General features: G+C 73.4%; 15 protein-coding genes and 1 pseudogene. 13 read left to right on the forward strand and 3 right to left on the reverse strand.

Annotation, left to right across the window (positions count from 1 at the left end):
• Nucleotides 1–155: 155 nt before the first annotated feature.
• The 10 genes and pseudogenes from HNR08_RS09765 to HNR08_RS09815 all read left to right on the forward strand — a co-directional run bounded on the left by HNR08_RS09765 (nt 156) and on the right by HNR08_RS09815 (nt 15637).
• A complete protein-coding gene (locus tag HNR08_RS09765; RefSeq protein WP_146833030.1) occupies nt 156–869 on the forward strand; it encodes a hypothetical protein in 714 nt (237 codons plus the stop codon).
• Entirely contained in the window at nt 866–6340 is a 5475-nt protein-coding gene (locus HNR08_RS09770; protein ID WP_183834976.1) for a DUF6531 domain-containing protein, read from the forward strand. The genes HNR08_RS09765 and HNR08_RS09770 overlap by 4 nt, the downstream gene beginning before the upstream one ends.
• A gap of 60 nt (nt 6341–6400) precedes the next feature.
• Nucleotides 6401–7662 (forward strand): IS3 family transposase gene (locus tag HNR08_RS09775; protein WP_183834765.1). Its coding sequence is split into 2 segments (ribosomal slippage): nt 6401–6749 and nt 6749–7662, totalling 1263 coding nucleotides; the frame shifts between segments, so codons are not numbered across the junction.
• Nucleotides 7663–7784: 122 nt separating this feature from the next.
• Nucleotides 7785–9002 (forward strand): RHS repeat-associated core domain-containing protein, encoded by a 1218-nt coding sequence (locus tag HNR08_RS09780; RefSeq protein ID WP_183834978.1) that lies wholly within the window; start codon nt 7785–7787, stop codon nt 9000–9002.
• Nucleotides 8999–9430: a hypothetical protein gene (locus HNR08_RS09785; RefSeq protein WP_146840913.1), complete on the forward strand. Its 432-nt coding sequence runs from the start codon at nt 8999–9001 to the stop codon at nt 9428–9430. Before HNR08_RS09780 ends, HNR08_RS09785 begins: the two co-directional genes overlap by 4 nt.
• A gap of 491 nt (nt 9431–9921) precedes the next feature.
• Nucleotides 9922–11081: pseudogene (locus HNR08_RS09795) on the forward strand (IS3 family transposase).
• Nucleotides 11082–11160: 79 nt separating this feature from the next.
• Nucleotides 11161–11544 carry a hypothetical protein gene (locus HNR08_RS09800; RefSeq protein WP_146840657.1) on the forward strand — a complete coding sequence of 128 codons (384 nt, stop codon included), beginning with the start codon at nt 11161–11163 and terminating at the stop codon, nt 11542–11544.
• Nucleotides 11541–13571, forward strand: a complete 2031-nt coding sequence (locus HNR08_RS09805; RefSeq protein WP_146840658.1) for a peptidase M16 family protein — start codon at nt 11541–11543, stop codon at nt 13569–13571. The genes HNR08_RS09800 and HNR08_RS09805 overlap by 4 nt, the downstream gene beginning before the upstream one ends.
• A gap of 57 nt (nt 13572–13628) precedes the next feature.
• A complete protein-coding gene (locus HNR08_RS09810; protein WP_146840659.1) occupies nt 13629–13985 on the forward strand; it encodes an ArsR/SmtB family transcription factor in 357 nt (118 codons plus the stop codon).
• A complete protein-coding gene (locus tag HNR08_RS09815) occupies nt 13982–15637 on the forward strand; it encodes a SulP family inorganic anion transporter (RefSeq protein ID WP_146840660.1) in 1656 nt (551 codons plus the stop codon). The genes HNR08_RS09810 and HNR08_RS09815 overlap by 4 nt, the downstream gene beginning before the upstream one ends.
• Before the next feature lies 1 nt (nt 15638).
• Here the strand turns inward: HNR08_RS09815 and HNR08_RS09820 are convergent, their stop codons facing one another.
• From HNR08_RS09820 to HNR08_RS09830, 3 genes are read right to left on the reverse strand one after another with little or no spacing between them, the layout of a single operon-like run.
• Nucleotides 15639–17303 (reverse strand): ABC transporter permease, encoded by a 1665-nt coding sequence (locus tag HNR08_RS09820; RefSeq protein ID WP_146840661.1) that lies wholly within the window; start codon nt 17301–17303, stop codon nt 15639–15641.
• Complete coding sequence (locus HNR08_RS09825) at nt 17300–18256, reverse strand: ABC transporter ATP-binding protein (RefSeq protein WP_146840662.1); 957 nt, start codon at nt 18254–18256, stop codon at nt 17300–17302. The genes HNR08_RS09820 and HNR08_RS09825 overlap by 4 nt, the downstream gene beginning before the upstream one ends.
• 45 nt (nt 18257–18301) lie before the next feature.
• Nucleotides 18302–18964 carry a TetR/AcrR family transcriptional regulator gene (locus HNR08_RS09830; protein ID WP_146840663.1) on the reverse strand — a complete coding sequence of 221 codons (663 nt, stop codon included), beginning with the start codon at nt 18962–18964 and terminating at the stop codon, nt 18302–18304.
• 106 nt (nt 18965–19070) lie between these two features.
• Here HNR08_RS09830 and HNR08_RS09835 point away from each other — a divergent pair, with 106 nt between their 5' ends.
• The 3 genes from HNR08_RS09835 to kdpA are packed head-to-tail and all read left to right on the forward strand — an operon-like array spanning nt 19071 to nt 21015.
• The gene (locus tag HNR08_RS09835) at nt 19071–19256 is read left to right on the forward strand and encodes a hypothetical protein (protein ID WP_146840664.1); all 186 of its coding nucleotides are present in this window, start codon (nt 19071–19073) and stop codon (nt 19254–19256) included.
• Entirely contained in the window at nt 19253–19342 is a 90-nt protein-coding gene (locus HNR08_RS09840) for a potassium-transporting ATPase subunit F (RefSeq protein ID WP_146840665.1), read from the forward strand. The genes HNR08_RS09835 and HNR08_RS09840 overlap by 4 nt, the downstream gene beginning before the upstream one ends.
• Entirely contained in the window at nt 19342–21015 is a 1674-nt protein-coding gene (kdpA, locus tag HNR08_RS09845; protein ID WP_146840666.1) for a potassium-transporting ATPase subunit KdpA, read from the forward strand. The genes HNR08_RS09840 and kdpA overlap by 1 nt, the downstream gene beginning before the upstream one ends.
• Nucleotides 21016–21019 lie beyond the last annotated feature (4 nt).

A 21019-nucleotide genomic window follows, 5' to 3' on the forward strand; every position in this document is an offset into this window, starting at 1 on the left:
GCGGTCCACGCCTGGCCCGCTGCTTGTTCCCAGGGGAAGGCATGCTCCGCGTGCGCACGATCCGACGTCGGCAACGGGTTCCGCAGGACGCGCACGCAGGGACGGGTCTCCCTCCCGCGACGGGAGGCGCACGCGCCGTCTCCCGCGCGAGGGCGATGGTCGCCGCTGGTCTGCTGATCCTCGCCATGGGGCTGGGTGCCGCGTTCGCCGCCGCATCCGCTGGGGCGTCGACGAGCGCGCGCTCCGCCGAGCAGGTGATCGCCGGGCTGGACCACGTCGGACGGGCGCCGGTGCGGGAACCCGTGGTGTCGCTGGCCGGCACGGGCCTGGTCGACCGCACCGCGTGGGCGGACACCGACGGTGACGGCGTCGCCGACCGGGTCGAGGAGGCGCTGTGCGGGTCCGCGACCTGTGCGGTGCCGTGGGCGGACGTGGACGGCGACGGCGTCGCCGATGCGGTCGACGTCCTCGTCTGCGGGACCGCGGGTTGCGTGGACCCCCGGGTCGACGCGGACGCCGACCGGATCCCGGACTTCGTCGGGGTGCTGCTGTGCGGGGACGGTGGCTGCCCGCCCGGGACCCTGCGCGGCGACGTCGACGGTGACGGGGTGGAGAACTGGGTCGAGGCCCTGATCGCCGGGAACGCGACGGGAGCGACCGGCTTCGAGGACCTCGACGGGGACGGCATCGCGGACGCCGCCGCGCTCATGGAGTGCCTGAAGGTGGACGGTCGTCTCGCCACGACCGGCGCGGAGGCGTGGTGGCTGCTGGCCGCCGCGTGCGCCGCGGGTGGGACGGGGCTGGTGCTGCGCGGGTGGCGTGACCTGCGTGCAGGACGGGACACGACGTCGAAGGGGGTGGCGGCGTGAACACCACCCGCACGAGCACAGGATCCGGCCGCGGCGTCGAAGCGGCACTCGCCCGGTGGGCAGGGCGCGGCCTGGTCGCCGCGACCGCCTCGGGCGCGCTGGTCGCGGTGATGCTGGTGCCCGCCGAGCCGTCGGCCGCGCACGAGCGGGCCCAGGCTGCTCAGGAGGTGCTCGCGTGGGCGCGGTCGAACGCCGCGACCGCCGCCGACCCCTCCGGACCGGCGCCCGCACCCGCGCCGCACGCGCAGGTCGCCCCCGAGCCGACCGGCGGCTCCGGCCCGCACGTGTGGGGCACGGGCACGGTGACCCCGGGCGCGGGCGGACAGATCGCCGGCGGGCAGGTGTCGGTCGAGTTCTCCGGCCACGACCTGGCAGACCCGGTCGACGTGACGCTCACCGCCCTGGACGAGGCGACCGCCGCGACCGCCGGTGACGGGGAGTCCGTCGTCGTCCTGGCGCCCGGGTTCGACGTGACGGCGCTCGACCCGGCCGGCGAGCAGGTCACCGCGTTCCCGAACGACGCTCCCGACGCACCCGGACCCGCCCCGAGCGCTGCCGCCCGCCGGTCGGGCGGGTCGTTGCCGGTCACCGAGGCCGAGGACGGGTCGGCGCTCATCGGGGGGCTCCCCGTGGGCCGGGCACCGCACCCGCAGGCGGCGAACCTCGATGCCGAGCTCGGCGAGTCCATGGCCGGCGACGACGGCGACTCCGTCCCCGGCGTCCGGGTCGAGGTGCAGGTCGACCCGGACGCGCTGGACGGCATCCGGCCCGGGTCGGTGCGGCTGATGACCCGGGAGACCGACGCCGACCCCTGGTCGGTCGTCCCCTCGTTCCTGGACACCGACCGGTCGGTGGTCGTCGGGGAGCTGGACCACCTGTCGCAGTTCGTCGTGATCGGCGGCAAGGACGTCGGGGACCCGCGGCCGCGGGTGGTGCTGGACCCGGACAACGACCGGGCGTTCGCGAACAGTCCGGGGCCCCGGGTCACGGAGGTCGGCTACAACGTCGAGCTCGCGAACCAGGTCGCCGCGCGCCTGAGGCAGACGTGCAACGCCGACGTCGTCGTCACCCGCACCACGCCGATCCCCGAGCTCGGCCGCGACGTCCGGGCGGGCATGGCGTACGCCCACCAGCCGGACCTCACCGTGACGTTCGGGTTCAACGGCAACGACGGCACCGCCTGGGGGAACATCGGCAACGGCGGCTCCGAGGTGTACTCCCGCGGTGGGGGCCTGGACGAGCAGGCCCGCGCCACCGTCCTGAACGTCCTGCCGGCGTACACCGGCCGCCCGGCGAACCCGAAGTCGCGGGCGAACCTGACCTACCCGGAGTACGCGGGCCTGCCCGGCGCGCTGATCCACCTCGAGACCCTGTTCCTGGACCACAACTTCGACCGGCCGGTCATCGACAACGGCTTCTCGTTCATCGTCGACGGGGTGTTCACCTCGCTGGGGTTGCAGCTGGAGAACCAGGGGTTCGACTGCTCCGACCCGAACCGGGGCGGTGGGTGGCCGTCCCCGCCGTCCGCGGCGCAGATCGCGGCGTGGATGCAGCTGGGGTTCAAGAACTACGCCGCCTACGGCGGAGACCCGGTGAACTTCGCCACGGGCAACCTGGTCGAGCTCGAGGGCCTGTTCCACGTCACCGGGCCTGGCGGGTCGGACGCCCAGGTCGCGCTGGTCTACAACTCCCAGGACGGACGCCTCTCCCGGTTCGGCGCCGGATGGACCTCGGACCTGACCGCCCGGGCGCAGCGGTTCACCGACGGGTCGGTCATGGTCGTGCGCGGCGACGGCGCGTCGTTCACGTTCGCCGCGAACGGCGCCGGCGGGTACACGGCCGACGCCAACACCGGCGCCACCTTGGCCGAGGCCGGGGGCGGGCACCTGCTCCTGACCGTGGACGACGGCACGACGTGGCGGTTCGACGCCTCCCACCCCGAGGGCGTGGGCGACGTCGTCGAGCGCCGCGACCCGACCGGTGCGGTGACCCGGTTCGAGTACGCGCCGATCGACGGCGACCCGATGTTCCGCCCGCTGACCGCCGTGGTGCTGCCCGGCGAGCAGCGCGTCACCGTGACCTCCGACGCGCGCGGGATCGTCACCGCGTTGACCGCGCCCGACGGGCGGACCTGGCAGCTGGGGTACGACGCCGCCCTGGACCTGCGCACGATCACCCTGCCGGACGGGCGGGTGCGCGGCTTCGACTACGACGCCGCCCACCGGTTGACCGTCGCGCGCGACGGTGCCGGGGCGGTGTACCTGACGAACACCTACGACGCCGCGGGGAGGGTCGTCTCCCAGGGCGATGGTGTCGGCGGCACGCGTACGTTCGCCTACCGGGCCGGCGGAGTGGACTACACCGACGCCGCGGGGTCGGTGTGGTCCTACGAGGTGGATGCCCGGTCGCGGGTGACCGCGTTCACCGACCCGCTGGGGCAGAACACCACGGTCGAGTACGGGGCGCTGGACGCACCGACCGCCCTGGTCGGGCCGGACGGGCGGCGCACCAGCTACGACCTGGACGCCCAAGGCCGCCCCACGGCCGTGGACGCACCCGGCGCAGGCCGGACCGACCTGGTGCTCGACCCGCTCGGGCGCGTCACCCAGGTCACCGGACCCGGTGCCGAGGACGGCAGCACGCTGACCACCAGCATCCGCCGTGACGGTGCCGGTCGCCCCACCGAGGTGGAGCGCCCGGACGGGTCGGTCGAGGTCACGCGGTACGACGCCGCGGGCAACCCGGTCGCGTTCGTCGACGCTGGCGGGGAGCGCTGGACGGCGACGTTCGATGCGCGCGGCAACCAGACCGGCGCGACCGACCCGTTGGGGCGGACCACGACGTCCGCCTACGACGCCGGGAACCGCCTGACCTCCCGCACCCTGCCGTCCGGCGCGACCTGGGCCTACGCCTACGACACCGCGGGGCGGCTGATCACCGAGACCGATCCGAACGGGGCGGTCACCGCGTACGGGTACGACGGCAACGACAACCTCACGTCCATCACCGACCCGACCGGCGGGGTGACCCGGCAGGTGTGGGACACCGGGCGGCGCCTGACCCAGGTCACCGACCCGAACGGCTCGGTGACCCGGTACACGTACAACGCCGAGGACGTCCTGGTCTCCGAGTCCGACCCGAACGGTGCGGTCACCGCGTACACCTTGGATGCCGCGCACCGCGTGGTCGCGGTCACGGACCCGACGGGTGGGGTGTGGGAGCGGACCCTGGACGAGTCGGGGAACGTGGTCGCGCAGACCGACCCCGCCGGCGGGGTGAGCACCTGGGAGTACGACGAGGCCGGGCGGCCGATCGCCCAGACCGACCGTGACGGGGTCGTCACCGCCTACGCCTACGCGGCGAACGGACAGCTCCTCGAGACCCGCGACTCGGCCGGGGCCACGACGGCGTTCACCTACGACGCCGGCGGGCGCGTGATCGCCGAGACCGGGCCGGACGGGACGACCACCTACGCCTACAACCCGGTCGGTCAGCTCGTGGCGACCACGGATCCGGCGGGGAACGCGACGCAGACGGTGTACGACCCCGCCGGGCAGCTGACCTCGTGGACCGACCGCACCGGGTCGACCACGAGCTTCGAGTACGACGTCGACGGCAACCAGGTCGCGAGCGTGGACGCCGACGGCGTGCGCGAGACCTGGACGCTCGACCCGGCGGGGCAGGTCCTGGCCGCGGGCATCGACGGCGGCGCGGCCTGGGAGTACACCTACGACGCCGCCGGGCGGGTGACCGCCAAGAGCAACGCGCTCGGTGCTGCCACGGCCTACTCCTACGACCCCGCCGGGCAGCTGCTGCAGGTCACCGACCCGACGGGCGCGACCACCAGGTTCGCCTACGACCCGGCCGGCCGGCAGACCGCGACCACGGACCCCGGAGGCGTGGTCACCGCTTACCGGTACGACCTCGCCGGTCAGCTGACCAAGGTCGTGCAGAACGCCACCGACTCGGGCGAGCAGACCGAGTCCGAGAACGTCACCACGACCTACGCCTACACCGCCGTCGGGGACCTCGAGCGGGTCACCGGCCCGACCGGCGCTGTCACCGTCTACGAGTACACCCCGGGCGGGCGGGTCCTGGCCGAGACCGACCCGCTGGGCAACACCTGGGCGTACACCTACGACGACGCGGGCCGGCTGGCAGGAGAGGTCGACCCCGACTCCCGGGCGGTCGCGTACGCCTACGACGACGCGGGCCGGGTCCGGTCCGTGGAGTACACCCAGAGCCGGCCCACCGCTCGGGCCCGCGCGGCCGACGGAGAGGTGGTGCGGGTCGAGCTGGAGTACGACGCGACCGGCAACGCCATCGCGATGACCGACCCCACCGGCGTGACCGGGTGGACCTACGACTCCGAGGGCCGCCGGACCGCCCAGCGCACCACCGCCGGCACCCTGACCACCACCTACAGCCCCGCCGGCCGGCAGATCGGCCAGACCACCCCGGACGGGGTCACGCAGCGCTGGGCGTACGACAGCGCCGGGCGTGTGGTGGCGCAGGGCACCCCCGCCGGCGTCATGGCCTACACCTACGACGGCGCCGACCAGATCACGGCCGTCGCCCGCACCAACGCCGACGGCACGACCGGACCGCTGAGCCTGTTCGCCTACGACCCGGCCGGACGCACCACCGGAGTCCGCCACCAGGTCACCGAGCTCGACCCGGTGGTCGCACCCGAGCCCGGCGACGTGGCGCTGACGTGCGACACGTGCCTGCCGGGCGCCGACTACCTGGCCGGGCGCACCCTGCCCGGGGCCGGCACCACCGGATCGGGGGTGTGGGACATCCAGATCGACCAGACCTACACCGCGACCGGACACGTCGCGACGCGCACCCGCGTCGACACCGGCGGGCGGGTCCTGGACGGGGCGTACACCTACGACCCGCTCGGGCGGTTGACCGGCGGCACCGAAGCCGACCAGCTGCCCGAACCGGGACCCGGCCCGGACGACACCGACGAGCTCGGAGCCGGCCCGGTTCCGCTGCCCGAGACCGAGGGCCCGGACGAGCCGGTGGCCGGGCCGCCGGTCACGCAGCTCGCGTACGCCTACGACGCGGCCGGCAACCGCACCACCGCGACGGTCACCGCCCCGGACGGGACCACCCGCACCCAGGCCGCGGTGTTCGACGCAGCGAACCGCCTGACCCGCACCACCGACACCGCGCGGCAGGACGGCGGCGCCGAGCGGGCGGCGTCCGGGTTGGTGGCGGACGCGGGGTCCGGGTCGGTGACCGAGTACCGGTACGACGACGCGGGGAACCGCACCCAGGAGACCAGCACCCCGATCGGTGGTGGTGTGCTGTCGGCCGGTGCGCGGACGCGTGAGTACGCCTACGGCCCCGACGGGCGCCTGGCGCGGGTCACGGACCCGGACCGGACCGTCGCGTTCACCCGTGACGGTCTCGGGCGGACCGCGACCACGACCACGTCGACGCAGTTCGTGTCGGGGGCCTGACCCCGGTTCTTGGACACGCTGAATCCAGCAACGCGCTGGGGAAGCGAGATGATCCAGTTCATGGCCAGGAAGAGCTACTCCGAGGAGTTCCGTCGTCAGGCCGTCGACTTGTACGAGTCCACTCCGGGCGCCACGGTGCGCGGGATCGCCGCGGACCTGGGCATCGTGCGCGGCACGCTGCGCCACTGGCTCGAGGTCTACGGCACGGGCGCCAAGACGGCCGTCGACGGGTCGGCGACGCCCAGCCCGTTGCGGTCCAAGAGCGCTGCGGCGAGCTCGACGGCGCCTGTCGGCGAGTCGCCGCAGGAGCGGATCGCCCGGCTCGAGGCCCGGGTCCGCGAGCTCGAGGTCGAGACGACCAAGCTGTCCACCGAGCGGGCGATCTTGCAGCAGGCGGCGAAGTATTTCGCCGGGGAGACGCGCTGGTGAGTCGCTTCCAGTTCGTCGCCGACAACTCCGCCACCTACCCGGTGAAGCGACTGTGCGAGCTCGTGCAGGTCGAGCGCTCGTCCTACTACGCGTGGAAGGCTGGCGCGCCGGCGCGGGCCGAGCGCGCCGCGGCGGACGCTCGGCTCGAGGCACGGATCCGCAAGGTCCACGCCGCGGACAGCACGCTCGGCGCGCCGCGGGTCACGGCCGAGCTCAACGACGACGCGCCCGCCGGTGAGCAGGTCAACCACAAGCGCGTCGCCCGGGTGATGCGCGCGGCGGGTATCGCGGGCTACGTCAAGAAGCGTCGAGTGCGGACCACGATCCCCGAGCCGTCGGGCCGCAAGCACCCCGACCTGCTCAAGCGGGACTTCACCGCGCCGGCACCGAACCGGCGCTACGTCGGCGACATCACCTACCTGCCGATCGCCGACGGCACGAACCTCTACCTCGCCACGGTCATCGACTGCCACTCCCGCCGGCTCGTCGGGTGGGCAGTCGCCGACCACATGCGCACCGAGCTCGTCGAAGACGCGCTCAAGGCCGCCGCCGCGACCCGCGGCACCCTGGCCGGGGCGCTGTTCCACTCCGACCACGGGTCGGTCTACTGCTCGAAGGACTACGCCAGGGTCTGCGCGAGGCTCGGCGTGACCCAGTCGATGGGCGCCGTCGGGTCCTCGGCCGACAACGCGATGGCCGAGTCGTTCAACGCCACCCTCAAGCGCGAGGTCCTGCAAGACGACGCCTGCTGGCCCGACGAGCCAACCTGCCGCCGGCAGGTCTTCCGCTGGCTGACCCGCTACAACACCCGCCGCCGCCACTCCTGGTGCGGCTACCTGTCCCCGACCGCCTACGAGGCCCGCCGGGCCGCTACGCTGCCGATCGCCGCGTAATCACACCCCGTGTCCAAGAACCGGGGGTAGGGCCCTCACACACCGCCACCGCGACGTGGGACGGGCTGACCCAGGTCGCCACGTCGGACGAGCAGTTCGGGACGAGCACGTACGCCCGGGACGTGACCGGGAACGTCGCGGCCCAGTCCTCGGCCCGGACCGCGACGACCGCCGGCACCGGTGGGGTCGGGAACAACGACCCGACCGTCCTGCCCGGCGGGGTGGTCGCGGGGGCGGTGTGGGAGCTGACCGACGCCCTGGGGTCGGTGATCGCCCAGGCCGCCGGGGACACGATCACCCAGGTCGCCTCGTACGACCCCTGGGGCGACGCCACCACCGCCACCGCGGGGTGGGACGCCGCGCACGGGTACACCTCCCAGATCACCGACCTCGGCCTGGGCGAGGTGATGTTCTACGCCCGCACCTACGACCCGGGCACCGGGACCTTCACCACCCAGGACGCCTGGGAGGGTCTGCTGACCCGGCCGGGGACGCTGAACGCCTACGCGTACGTCCTGGCCGACCCGCTGACCACCATCGACGTGCTCGGGTACTGGCCCGGGTGGCTGGACGACGTCAACTGGCGCGAAGTCGGCGGAGCCGTCGCCGGCATCGCTGCGGGGATCGCGGTCGGCGTCGCCGTCGGCGCGTGCATCGCAGCAACCGTCGGGCTCTGCGGCGGCGTCGTCGCCGGTGTGGCGGTCGCGATCGCAGGCGGGGCCGCAGCCGGAGCCGCCAGCGCCGCAGCGAGCTACGCCGTCACCGGCGACAACGGGCAGTACTCCTGGGGCGGCTTCGGCACCCAGGTCGGCATCGGGACTGTCGCCGGTGCGGCGACCGGTGGCGTCGGGTACGGGGTGACGTCTGGGCTGCGGGCTTTGGCCAGCCGCGTCACCACAGCACATCGGGCAGCACAAGCCCAGCGAGCAGCCCTGGCCACCGCGAAGCGCAATCAGAACGTGAGGCATGAGGCGGGGCGTCCGGACTCAGTTCCCTTGTCGCCGGGTGCGCGGCAAAGCGCGAATCGCCCCGCCGCACCGACATTAGTGAGCCCTGCATACGCCCTGCGCAGTCAAGCTGCGCAGCTGGGCAGGAGGATCGGGTTCGGGCACGCGTTCGCAAAACACGTCCGTGACTTTTCGGGCGCGCTCACGCGGACCCAGCTCGCGGCCATCACCGCTCGAATCATCAAGTACGGAACCTTCCGGCAGCTATCGAACGGCCGCTCCGCTTTCTGGTACCGCGGCGCGGTTGCTATCATTGACCCCAAGCACCCTGATGGCGGCACCGTCTTCGTGCCCAGAGATGGGATCAACTACTTCCTGAGGGAGTTGGAGTGATTATCGCCGAGCGAGACGAGATCGCGATCCTCGAGGGGGCCAGAGTCGAACTGAGCGGTGCGTTTCAGACGATCGGGGCGCTGCATCAGGAAGTCGGTGATCGATTCGAAGCCGAGACCGGGTTCCGGTGGGACGAGGGTGTGCAACTGCTCTATGCGGCCAACAGTGTGCTGTCGGGCGGCACTCCCTCGAGAGTTGAGCATGGGCCCGGGCTCCCCCACATTGCTGTATTTGCTATTTCGCAGTCCGGGTGGGGCGAATCGATCCAGGTCGGCCTGACGATCTCTGCCGCGCGCCTGCTGCTCCGCTCTTGCATCGGAGCCTTGGAGCACATAGACGAACCGGAGTTTTTTACGCTCACCGGGGCGGAAGTGTCCGAGGTTCGGCAAGTTGTCGAACTCCTGGACGGGCTTGGGCTCGATGAGTAGTGGATCCTGGAGAAGATCCATCACATCTTCGGTAGACCTTGGGCTCTTGGCCGCAGTCAATTTCGGTGCACACTGACCCGCGCGAGCAGTTGAATGCTGACCGGAATAGCCCAGGCTTGGCAGAACGCGCATGACCGAGCTCCCTTCGGCTCTTTCCCGCGCGCCCTGAGCGGGGACCGGGGGCTGGCCCGCGACCGAGTGTCGGACCTGTCGTTGCAGAGCGTGTATTCGGCACAAAGGACGGTGTGATTCGTGGTTGATGGGATGCTTGCGTTGACGGAGTCGGTCCCTGCTGATGTCTCCGAGCTGGTCGGCGTCTCTTCTGAGCTGCGTCGCTGCATCCGGGGTCTGCCCGAGGTGGACGCGGCGTGGCGGGACGTGCTGGATGAGCTGTGGTGCGACGTGCAGGTGCATGTGGCCGGGTGTGGAGCCTGGCCCGCTTCTCCGGACACCTGGTCTGAGGCGATGATCGTCTCGGAGAGGAGTCCTGGATGCCTGCAGCCAAGCCGCCGGAGTTCCGGCGTCGAGCAGTGGATCTGGCCCGCTCGGGTCGGCAGCCGGTCGCGAAGGTCGCGTCCGATCTCGGGATCAGCGAGTCGTGTCTGCGCCGGTGGATGGCCCAGGACGACGTCGATGCCGGTCGCCGTGAGGGCGTGAGCTCCGACGAGCGCCGCGAGCTGGTCGAGCTGCGGCGCCGCAACCGGGTGCTGGAGATGGAGGTCGAGATCCTCAAGCGGGCCTCGGCGTACTTCGCCCGGGAGAACGTCCTCCCAAAATGAGCGCCCGGCTGGTCCAAGAGCTGGCCGCTGACGGGGTGCCCGTCGCGGCGACCTGCCGGGTCCTCGGGATCTCCCGCTCCGGGCTCTACGACGCCATGAACCGACCGCCGAGCACCCGCGCGATCGCCGACCAGGCGCTGACCGCGACGATCACGGCGATCCATCACGGCTCGCGGGCGACCTACGGCGCCCCGCGAGTCCATGCCGAGCTGCGTCTCGGGCTCGGGGTCGCCTGCGGACGCAAACGCGTCGCGAGGCTGATGCGCGCGGCCGGGTTGATAGGGGTCTGCCACCGGCGCAAACGCTGCGGGCAACGACCGCTGCCAGCACCGCACGACGACCTCGTCCAGCGGCGGTTCACCGCCAACGGCCCGGACCGATTGTGGTGCACCGACATCACCGAGCACCCCACGGGCACCGGGAAGGTCTACTGCGCCGCGGTCCTGGACGTGTTCACCCGCAAGATCGTCGGGTGGTCCATCGCGGACCACATGCGCTCGGAGCTGGTCGTCGACGCCCTGCAGATGGCGATCTGGCGGCGCCACCCCGCACCAGGTGCGATCGTGCACGCGGACCGCGGAAGCCAGTACACGTCGTGGATCTTCGGGCACCGGCTGCGCGAGGCCGGCCTGCTCGGCTCGATGGGCCGAGTCGCGTCCTCGGTCGACAACACCATGATGGAGAGCTTCTGGTCGAGCATGCAGCGCGAGCTGCTCGACCGCCACGCCTGGTCCTCCCGCGAGGAGCTCGCCTCGGCGATCTTCGAGTGGATCGAGGGCTTCTACAACCCCGTCCGACGCCACTCCGGCCTCGGCTACCGGTCCCCGAACGACTTCGAGGACCTACACACCGCCGCCACCGCGGCGGCATGATCACCACACCGCAACTGTCCGGGAAACCGGGTCAGGCTCCTGTGCCGGTCGGGCCGGTGTCGATGGGGTCCTGTGCGGGGTGGACGCCACGGCGGTGCGACATACCTTCGACCACATCCGTGAGGTGTGCACGGCCCGCGTCGCCGGCGATCCGGTGCCGTTGGAGTCGTTCTCGCCGTGTCGGTGCGCGGCGGGCGAGTGGCTGCGTTCGCCGGTCGAGTTCCCGGCCAATGTCGCCGCGTGGGGCGCCGATCCGAACCTGCGTGCCGGGCGTCCGGGTGCGCGGTGGTGGCGGTGGGTGCTCGGTGTGGTGGGTCTTCTCGGGCTGGTGCTCGGGGTGTCGGTCCTCGCGGTCGCGGTGGATCTCCTGTGGCTGCCGGCCGTGGTCGGGGGCCTGAGCGTCGGCGTGTTCACGGCTCGCAAGAGCGGCAGTTCCCGCCGGCGAGAGGAGGTCGTGTCGTGACGGTGACCAGTGAGGTGCCCGTGCGGTGGTGGCGGCCGCCGGGCCTCGACCGGGAGGTCGGGGCGTTGGTCGTCGGTGTCGGTACCTCGCAGCTCGACGTGCGCTCTGCCGGGATGCACCATCTGGTCGAGCACCTGGTGATGCGCCGCCTCGGTGACCTGCCGTTCGAGGCCAACGCCACGTCCGGCACCGAGTGCATCGTGTTCCACGCCACCGGCACCCGTTCGCAGGTGCTGGGGTTCCTGCGAGCCGTCGCGGCGGCGATCCGGTCGGTGCATCGCGGTCCCTCCCAGGGGGCGCTCGCCCGCGAGCAGTGGGTGCTCCTGGCCGAGCAGGCCCGCCGTCCGGTCGGGATAGTGGGCCCGTGGACCGCCCGGTTCGGGTGTTCGGGGCCCGGGTTGAGCGAGCTTCCCGAAATCGGCGCCAGCCGGGCGACCGTCGGGGACGTCCGCGCGTTCACCTCGCGGTGGTTCGTGGCCCAGAACTCGCGGGTCGTGCTCAGCTTTGACCCCGACGGCGACGAGCTGGGCGTCGAGCTCCCTGACGACCCCTCCTTCTCGCGGCCGGCCTGGCGAGCGGGTGCCCGGGCGAGGCGGTCGGCGTTCTGCCAGACCGAGACACCTGCGCTGACGCTCTCGTTCGAGGTCGAACAGGCGCCCGGCGACGCACTGGTGTTCCAGGTCCTGACCGGGGCGTTGATGCGCGACCTGCGTCACGAGAACGCGCTGATCTACTCCGTCGAGGCCACGATGTGCGCGACCGGCCGCGGGCGCCGCGTGCTGCTCGCCACCCTGGACCCGCTGTGGGAGTACACCGATCCGGCCGTGGACCGTGCCCTGGCCGTGCTCGACGAGCTGGCCACGACCGGACCCGCCGAGCGTGCCCTGGCAGACGCCCGGACGCTGGTGCTCGCCCGGCTGCGCGACCCCGCTGACCTGTTCGACCGGTTCCTGGGCGAGGTCGGCGACGCGTTGCGTGGCGAGGACAGGATCGGCGTCGAGCACACCCGCGCCGCCGTAGAGCAGATGACACCCGACACGGTCCGAGACCGGCTGCGCGAGCTCCTCGACTCCCTCGTGCTGACCGTGCCCGAGGGCGTCGAGCTCGAGGAAGGCACGATGCACAGGCTCGCCGCTGCAGGGCTGCGTCGCCGTGACGTGGTCACCACCCTCCGGCGCCCCGCCTCCGAGATCCGCCAGGATCTCCTGGCCGACGCACCCCGCAGCAGCGGTCTGCGACCGACGCCGAGGCGGCCGGTGCGCGGGTACTACCCGCGCGTCTTCGGGCCCGTCCGCGGTGAGCAGCTGTGGATCGGACCGGGCCAGTTCACATTGATCCCGCAAGACGGGCCGGCCGTGCAGGTGACCGCTGCCGAGGTCGTGCTCGCCGAGACCGACCCGGACGGCACCGTCGCGCTGCTGACCAGGCGCGGCGGCCGGATCGCGGTGAACCCCCGCCACTTCCGGGGTGCGGCCCGCTGGTGGAAGCACTTCTGGGACCACCTCGACCCGCACGTCCTGGACCTGCCCGACCCCGCCAGCGGTGAGCAGGAGGTCCCGCCGGCGGACGCAACCGAGACGACATGTGCATCCATCAACCCGTCATCACCGACGGCCAGCTCCACGAGCTCCGGGCGCGGAGATGTCGCAGACCCGACGACTCCTCGACCGCTGGGGACCGGCGACGCCGTCGCTTTGGTCGCACGGGCGCGCGAGCTGCTCGGCCCGGCGTCGATGACCGCGTATCTCGGCGTTCCCGAGGTGGTGCACGACAGCGTCGCGACGTTCGCGCGGCTGCATCCCGACGACTCGCCCCAGGGTCCGGTGCCAGGCCACCGACACCTGTGCTTCGGGCGCGACCACGGTGGTCCCCCGGAGGGTGAGCTTCTGTTCTGGGTCAACATCAGCGGAGATGTCGCCGAGATCGAACTGATCTGGTACACGGACGATCCGCCCGCGACGTGGCCGGCCGCCGGCGATCTGTGGATCGCCGGGGATGGGCTGCGAGAGTGGCGAGGGATGGAGTGAAGGACGCCAACCGAGCGATATGATGGATCCATCAATCCGTCATCAACGGAGGTCGCCATGGACTCCCGCCCGCTGTACGAGATCAAGGCGAACCTCTTCAAGGGCCTCGCGCACCCGGTGCGGATCCGCATCCTCGAGCTGCTCGCCGCCGACGCCGAGGTCCCCGTCGCCACGCTGCTCGCCGAGACCGGGCTGGAGGCATCCCACCTCTCCCAGCACCTCGGCGTCCTGCGGCGCTACCAGCTCGTGCGGTCGGAGCGCCGGGCCAGCACCGTCGTCTACAGCCTGGCGTCGCCCCACGTCGCGGACCTGCTGCGGGTCGCCCGCGCGCTGCTGACCGAGATCCTGCGGACCACGCAGGAGCAGCTCGCGGAGCACGAGGCGGCCGACGCCGCGGGCCCGGTCGCCCGGTGAGCGGCCACCTGCGCGCCCTGCTGCCGTCGCCCCGGGACTACGCGGGCCTGCGCACGTCCTGGCGCGCCGACCTGGTCGCGGGGCTGACGGTCGGGGTGGTGGCCCTGCCGCTGGCGCTCGCGTTCGGCGTGAGCTCCGGGGCGGGCGCCGAGGCGGGGCTCGTCACCGCCGTGGTCGCGGGGTTGGTCGCGGCGGTGTTCGGCGGGTCGAACGTGCAGGTGTCCGGGCCGACCGGGGCGATGGTCGTGGTCCTGGGCCCGATCGTCGCGACGCGCGGGGCGGGGGCGCTCGGGGTGGTGTGCCTGCTCGCCGGGGTCCTCGTCGTGCTGGCGGGGGTGCTGCGGCTGGGCCGCACCGTCGGGCTGATCCCGTGGCCGGTGATCGAGGGGTTCACGGTCGGCATCGCCGTCATCATCTTCCTGCAGCAGGTCCCCGCCGCCCTGGGGGTGCCCGCCGCGGGCCACGACGCCAACGCGGCGGTGGCGGCGTGGCAGGTGCTGGGGGAGGTCCGCTGGCCGGAGGCGGCGTGGTCCGTCGCGACCGTCGCCGCGGTGGCCGCCGTCATGGTCCTCGCGCCGCGGGTGCACCGGGGGCTGCCGGGGTCGATCGTCGCCATCGTGCTGGTGACGGTGGTCGCGGTGGTCGCCGACCTGCCGCTGGCCACCATCGGGGCGCTCCCCGCGGGGCTGCCGGCGCCGTCGCTCCCGGGGCTCGACCTCGGGGCGGTGCGGGAGCTCGCGGCGCCCGCGGTCACGGTGGCCGCGCTGGCCGCGATCGAGTCGCTGCTGTCGGCGCGGGTGGCGGCCGCGCACTCGGACACCGGGCCGTACGACGGGGACCGCGAGCTCGTCGGGCAGGGGCTCGCGACCATCGCGGCGGGGGTGTTCGGCGGCATGCCCGCCACCGGGGCCATCGCGCGGACGGCCGTCAACGTCCGGTCGGGCGCCCGCACGCGGGTGGCGGCCGTCGTGCACGCGCTGGTGCTGCTGCTCGTGGTGGTCGCCGCCGGCGGGGTGGTCGGCCGGATCCCGCTGGCCGCGCTCGCGGGGGTGCTCATGGTGACGGCGGTGCGGATGGTCTCGCCGGCGGTGGTGCGGTCGGTCGTCACCGCGACCCGCGCGGCGGCGGTGCTGTTCGCGCTGACGGCCGTCATCACCGTCAGCGTCGACCTGATCTACGCGGTCGGCATCGGCATCGCGGCGGCGGCCGTCATCAGCCTGCGCAGCCTCGCCCGGGCCGCCGGGGTGCACCGCGAGGAGCTCCCCGGCCCGGCGGCGCCCGGCGACGAGCACATCGCGCTGTTCCGCATCGAGGGGTCGCTCTTCTTCGCGGCCGCGGAGCGGGTGCTCGAGCGCGTCGCGGCGATCCAGGACGTCGACGTGGTGATCCTGCGGCTGTCCCAGGTGCAGGTGCTCGACGCGTCGGGCGCGCAGGTGCTGCAGGAGCTCGTCACCGGCCTGGAGCGCCGCGGCGTCACGGTCCTGGTCAAGGGCATCCGCCAGGAGCACCTGGCGGTGGCCCGCCGCGTCGGCGTGGTCGCCGCCCTCCGCGACGAGGCCCACCTGGTCGACGACCTGGCCGCGGCGGTGGCCCGGGCCCGCGCGATCGTGCGCGAGGCCGAGGCGACGGCCGGGGCGCGGACGCCGGCGTAGGTCAGGCCGGCTGGACGTCGCGGCGGGCGAAGCGGGCCAGGCCCGCCGCCGCCAGCGCCCCGGCGACCAGGGTCAGCACCACCAGCGGGGTCCACCGCACCGGCTCGAGCGGCAGGTACGGCGTCGCGGAGAACGGCAGCACGTCGAGCAGCCACCGCGGCAGCCGCAGCGCGTCCCCGAGCAGCACGGCGAAGTACGTCGCGGCCAGCACCCCCCAGGTGAGGGCGACGGCGAGTCGCGGCAGCCAGCCGAACAGCGCGACGGCCACGCCGACGAACACGAGCACCGCCGGCCAGTACCCGAGCGCGGCGAGCGCCAGCCGGCCGGCCTGCCCCGCGGTGTCGTCCACGAGCGACCCGTACCCGGCACCCATCAGCCCGCCGCCGAGCAGCAGCAGCACGGCCGACCCGGCGGCGGGAAGCACCAGCCGCTGAACGGCCCACCGGGTGCGGGACAGCGCCCCGGCGAGCTGCGGCTCGATCAGCCCGCTCGCCTCGTCGGCGCGCAGGGACACCGCGGACTGCAGGGCGAACACCGTGGTGACCAGGGCGATCATCGTGACGAGCAGCGATAGCAGCGCGTCGACGCCGGTGCCGCGGACCAGATCGGCGGTGGCGCCGCCCGCGTCGTCCAGCAGGTCGGTCATGGACTCGACGACGGAGCCGAACAGCAGCGCGGCGAGCACGACCGTGATCGTCCACCCGATCACCGGGCCGCGCTGGAGCCGCAGCGCCAGGCCGAGCGGGGACGCGTACCGGGCGGGCGCGCCGGCGGGGCCGCGGCGCTCCGCGAGCAGGCCGGCGCCGTGGTCGCGGCGGGACTCGAGCCGCGCCGCGACGCCGAGCAGTGCTGCGGTGAGCGCGAGCAGCAGGGCGAACGGCCACCAGCGGTCCGCGCCCCAGGGCTGCATCTCCTGCGCCCAGCCGATCGGGGAGGCCCAGGTGAGCCGGCCGTCCCCGAGGTCGCCGACCATGCGCAGCACGTAGGCCGCACCCAGCACCGCGGACGCCAGGGCGTTGGCGCTGCGCGACGTCGACGCGACCTGCCCCGCCAGCGCCCCGATGCCGACCGCCACGAGGCCGACGCCCGCGACCGAGGCGCCGAGCACCAGCGAGCCCGTGACCCCGGCGCCCGACGGGTCGAGGCCCGACGCGATCGACACGGCGGCGACACCGGCCCCGACGGCCACGCTCAGCGCGCCGGTGACCAGCCAGGTGGCGACCGCGCCGGCGTGCAGCCCGAGCACCCGGGAGCGCAGCAGCTCCGTGCGCCCCACCTCCTCGTCCGCGCGGCCGTTCCGGGTGACGAGGAAGACGACGCCGAACGCCAGGGACATCGCGAGCGTCATCCAGATCTTGGTCCACACGGCGCCGCCGAGGGTGTCCGGCGCGGCCGCGAGGCCGGTGAGCGCCTTGATGCCGGGGGTGTCGCTGACGGCGGCGAAGTCGTCGAGCGCCTGCTGGGTGTCGAAGAGGTCCCGGTAGTAGGTGGCGACGTAGGCGAGCAGCCCGACGAGCACCACCCACCAGACGGCGAGCCGCACCCGGTTGCGGCGCAGCACGAGCCGGACCATCGTGCCGAGCCCGGTGAGCGTGCCGGTGGCCGGCCGGGCGCCGGGGGTGCGGACGCCGGCCGCGGGCGCGGCGCGGTGCGTGGTGGCGGTCATCGCGCAGCCTCCGGTGCGCGGGCCGACCCGTTGAGCGCGGCCAGCTCGTCGCCGTAGTGCGAGAGGAACAGCTCCTCCAGCGACGGCGGGTTCGCGGCGAGGGACAGCGGGTGCAGCCGGGCGACCGCGGCGAGCACCGGCGCGAGGGCCGCGTCGTCGACGGCGAAGGCCACGTGGCCGCCGTCGGCCCGCAGGTCGTGCACCCCGGGCAGGGCGGCGAGCGCGGCGGCGCCGGCGGTGGCGTCCGCCCCCGGGTCGAGGCCGACGGTGACCTGCGACCGGGTGAGATGCCGCAGCTCGGCCAGCGTCCCGGACTCGACGGTCCTGCCGTCGCGGATGATCGTCACCCGGTCGGCGAGCTTCTCGACCTCGGCGAAGATGTGGCTCGACAGCAGCACGGACCGGCCGGCGGCCTTGACCTCGCGGATCGACTCGGTGAACGCCGCCTCCATCAGCGGGTCCAGGCCGCTGGTCGGCTCGTCGAGCAGCAGCAGCTCGGCGTCGGAGGCGAGCGCCGCGACCAGGGCGACCTTCTGCCGGTTGCCCTTGGAGTAGGTGCGAGCCTTCTTGGTGGGGTCGAGCTCGAACCGGTCGAGCATCCGCGCCTTGCGCCTCGCGTCCAGGGGGCCGGACAGCCGGCAGAGGATGTCGATCGCCTCGCCGCCGGTGAGGTTCGGCCACAGGGTGACGTCGCCGGGCACGTAGGCGATGCGCCGGTGCAGCGCGACGGCGTCGGACCACGGGTCGCCGCCCAGCACGGTCGCGGCGCCGCCGTCCGCGCGCAGCAGGCCGAGCAGCACGCGGATCGTCGTGGACTTCCCCGCGCCGTTCGGGCCGAGGAACCCGGTGACCTCCCCGGCGGGTACGGCCAGGTCGAGGCCGTCGAGCGCGCGGACGGGGCCGAACCGCTTGGTGAGGCCGGTGACCTCGACGGCCGTGTCGGTGGTGGGCATGTCGCATCCTTCGTCGGTGGATGGTGACGTCGGCGGCACGTGCCGTCAGGCGTGCGGTGCGGGTGGGGTTCGGAGGTGCCGGACGTAGTCGTCGAGCATCGTGCGGTCGGCGAGCAGTCCCTCCGTGAACAGCTCGAGCGTCGGCAGGATCGTGTCCCGCTGCTGCTCGTGCAGGGAGGCCACGAAGGCGTCCGGCGACTGGTCGGGCGCGAGCAGGAAGTGCACGAGCAGCCCGCCCATCGTCTGCTCCGTGAGGTACTGGACCCGGGCCTCCTCGTCGCGGGAGGGGCGCACGAGGCCGGACGCGACGCCCTCGGCCATGACGGCCCGCGCGTGCTCGACGAGCCGGTCCAGGAACGCCCGGGCAGGGGCGCCGCCGGCGTGGACCGCCCGGAGCATGTAGACCAGCACGGTCGCGGCGGGGCCGGGGACGGCGAGGTGGGACAGCAGGTAGCCGGTCGGGTCGGCGATCGCCTCGGACTTGAGCTGGTGGTACCGGTCGAGCACCTCGGCGTCGCACGCGGCGCGCAGCGCGTCCTTCGACCCGAAGTGGTGCGTGATGAGCCCGGGGGACACCCCGGCCCGGTCGGCGATGGTGCGGACGGACGCCCCGAACCCCTCGGTCGCGAAGCACCCGATGGCCGCGTCCCGGATCCGCGCCCGGCCGGTGAGGTCGGCGGCGTCCCGGCTGAGCTCCGCTGTACGCATGACTCGGATGCTATACGCGTGTACAGCCCGGGCGGAAGGCCCCTCCGCACGCGATCCGTGAGCGAACCCCCGCGGGGCCGTATGGGATCCGTCAGGATCGCCGCCGGTGCCCTCCCGGCGGGCGTGTGATGAGCGGGAGCCCGGTCACGCCCGGGCCCCGCGCCGGCCGCCCGGCCGCCGCGGACCGCCGCAAGTCGGGAGTCCTGCCGTGCTGGACCTGGTGTTCGTCGTGGGCGTGCTCGCCCTGTTCGCGCTCGTAGGCGCCGTCGCCGCGGGGGTCGAGACGCTGTGATCGTCCTCGACCTGGTCGCGGCGGCCCTCGGGGTCGCGGCGGTCGTGTACCTGGTGCGCGCGCTCGTGCGCCCGGAGCGGTTCTGATGTCCGCCGGCTGGGCGGCGGCGCTCCAGCTGCTGACGGTCGTCCTCGTCCTCGCGGCGCTGTACCGGCCGCTCGGGGACTGGATGGCCCACGTGTACGGCTCCCCGCGGGACCTGCGGGTCGAGCGCGGGCTCTACCGTTTCCTCGGCGTCGACGCCCGCGCCGAGCAGTCGTGGCGCTCCTACGTGCGCAGCGTGCTGGCGTTCTCGCTCGTCGGCGTGCTGCTCGTCTACCTGCTGCAGCGGGCGCAGTCCTGGCTGCCGTTCGACCTCGGCCTCCCGGGCGTCGGGCAGCACCTCGCGTTCAACACGGCGATCTCCTTCGTCGGGAACACGAACTGGCAGTCGTACTCCCCGGAGGCGACCGTCGGCTACGCGGTGCAGGCGGCCGGGCTCGCGGTGCAGAACTTCGTCTCCGCCGCCGTCGGGATGGCCGTCGCCGTCGCACTGGTCCGCGGGTTCGCGCGCCGGCGGACCGGGACGATCGGCAACTTCTGGGTCGACCTCACCCGCGGCACGCTGCGGGTCCTGCTGCCGATCTCGGTGCTCGCCGCCGTGGCGCTCATCGCCGGGGGCGTCGTGCACAACTGGGCCGGCTTCACCGACGTCACGACGCTCGCGGGCGGGACGCAGGCGGTCCCCGGCGGGCCGGTGGCCTCGCAGGAGGCGATCAAGCTGCTCGGCACGAACGGCGGCGGGTTCTTCAACGCGAACTCCGCGCACCCGTTCGAGAACCCGACAGGCTGGACCAACCTGCTCGAGGTCGTGCTCATGCTCGCGATCCCGTTCAGCCTGCCGCGCACGTTCGGCCGGATGGTCGGCTCGCACAAGCAGGGGTACGCGATCCTCGCGGCGATGGGCGCGATCTTCCTCGCGAGCACGATCCTGCTCACGGTGGTCGAGGGCCACGGCTGGGGCACCGCGCCGCAGCTCGCCGGCGGCGCCCTGGAGGGCAAGGAGCAGCGGTTCGGCGTCGCGGGGACCGCGCTGTTCGGGAGCGTCAGCACCCTGACGTCGACCGGCGCCGTCAACGGCATGCACGACTCGTTCACCGCGCTCGGCGGCCTGTTCCCGATGCTCAACATGATGCTGGGGGAGATCGCCCCGGGCGGCGTCGGCTCCGGGCTGTACGGGATGCTGGTGCTCGCCGTCATCGCGGTGTTCGTCGGCGGGCTGCTCGTCGGGCGGACGCCGGAGTACCTCGGCAAGACGATCGGTCCGCGCGAGATCAAGCTCGCCTCGCTGTACATCCTCGTGACGCCCACGCTCGTGCTGGCCGGGACCGCGCTGTCGTTCGCGATCCCGGCGGTCCGCGCCGACGTCGAGGCCACCTCCATCTGGAACCCCGGCGTGCACGGGTTCTCCGAGGTGCTGTACGCGTTCACGTCGGCGGCCAACAACAACGGCTCCGCGTTCGCCGGGCTCACCGCGAACACCCCGTGGTTCAACACGGCGCTCGGCGTCGCGATCCTGCTCGGCCGGCTCGTCCCGATCGTGCTGGTCCTGGCGCTCGCGGGCTCGCTCGCCGCGCAGGACGCCGTCCCCGCCACCGCCGGGACGCTGCCCACCCACCGGCCGCAGTTCGTCGGCCTGCTCACGGGCGTCGCGATCGTCGTGACCGCCCTGACCTACTTCCCCGTACTCGCGCTGGGTCCCCTGGCGGAAGGTCTGTGAACCC

The organism is Cellulomonas hominis (assembly GCF_014201095.1).
GTDB classification, from domain to species: domain Bacteria; phylum Actinomycetota; class Actinomycetes; order Actinomycetales; family Cellulomonadaceae; genus Cellulomonas; species Cellulomonas hominis.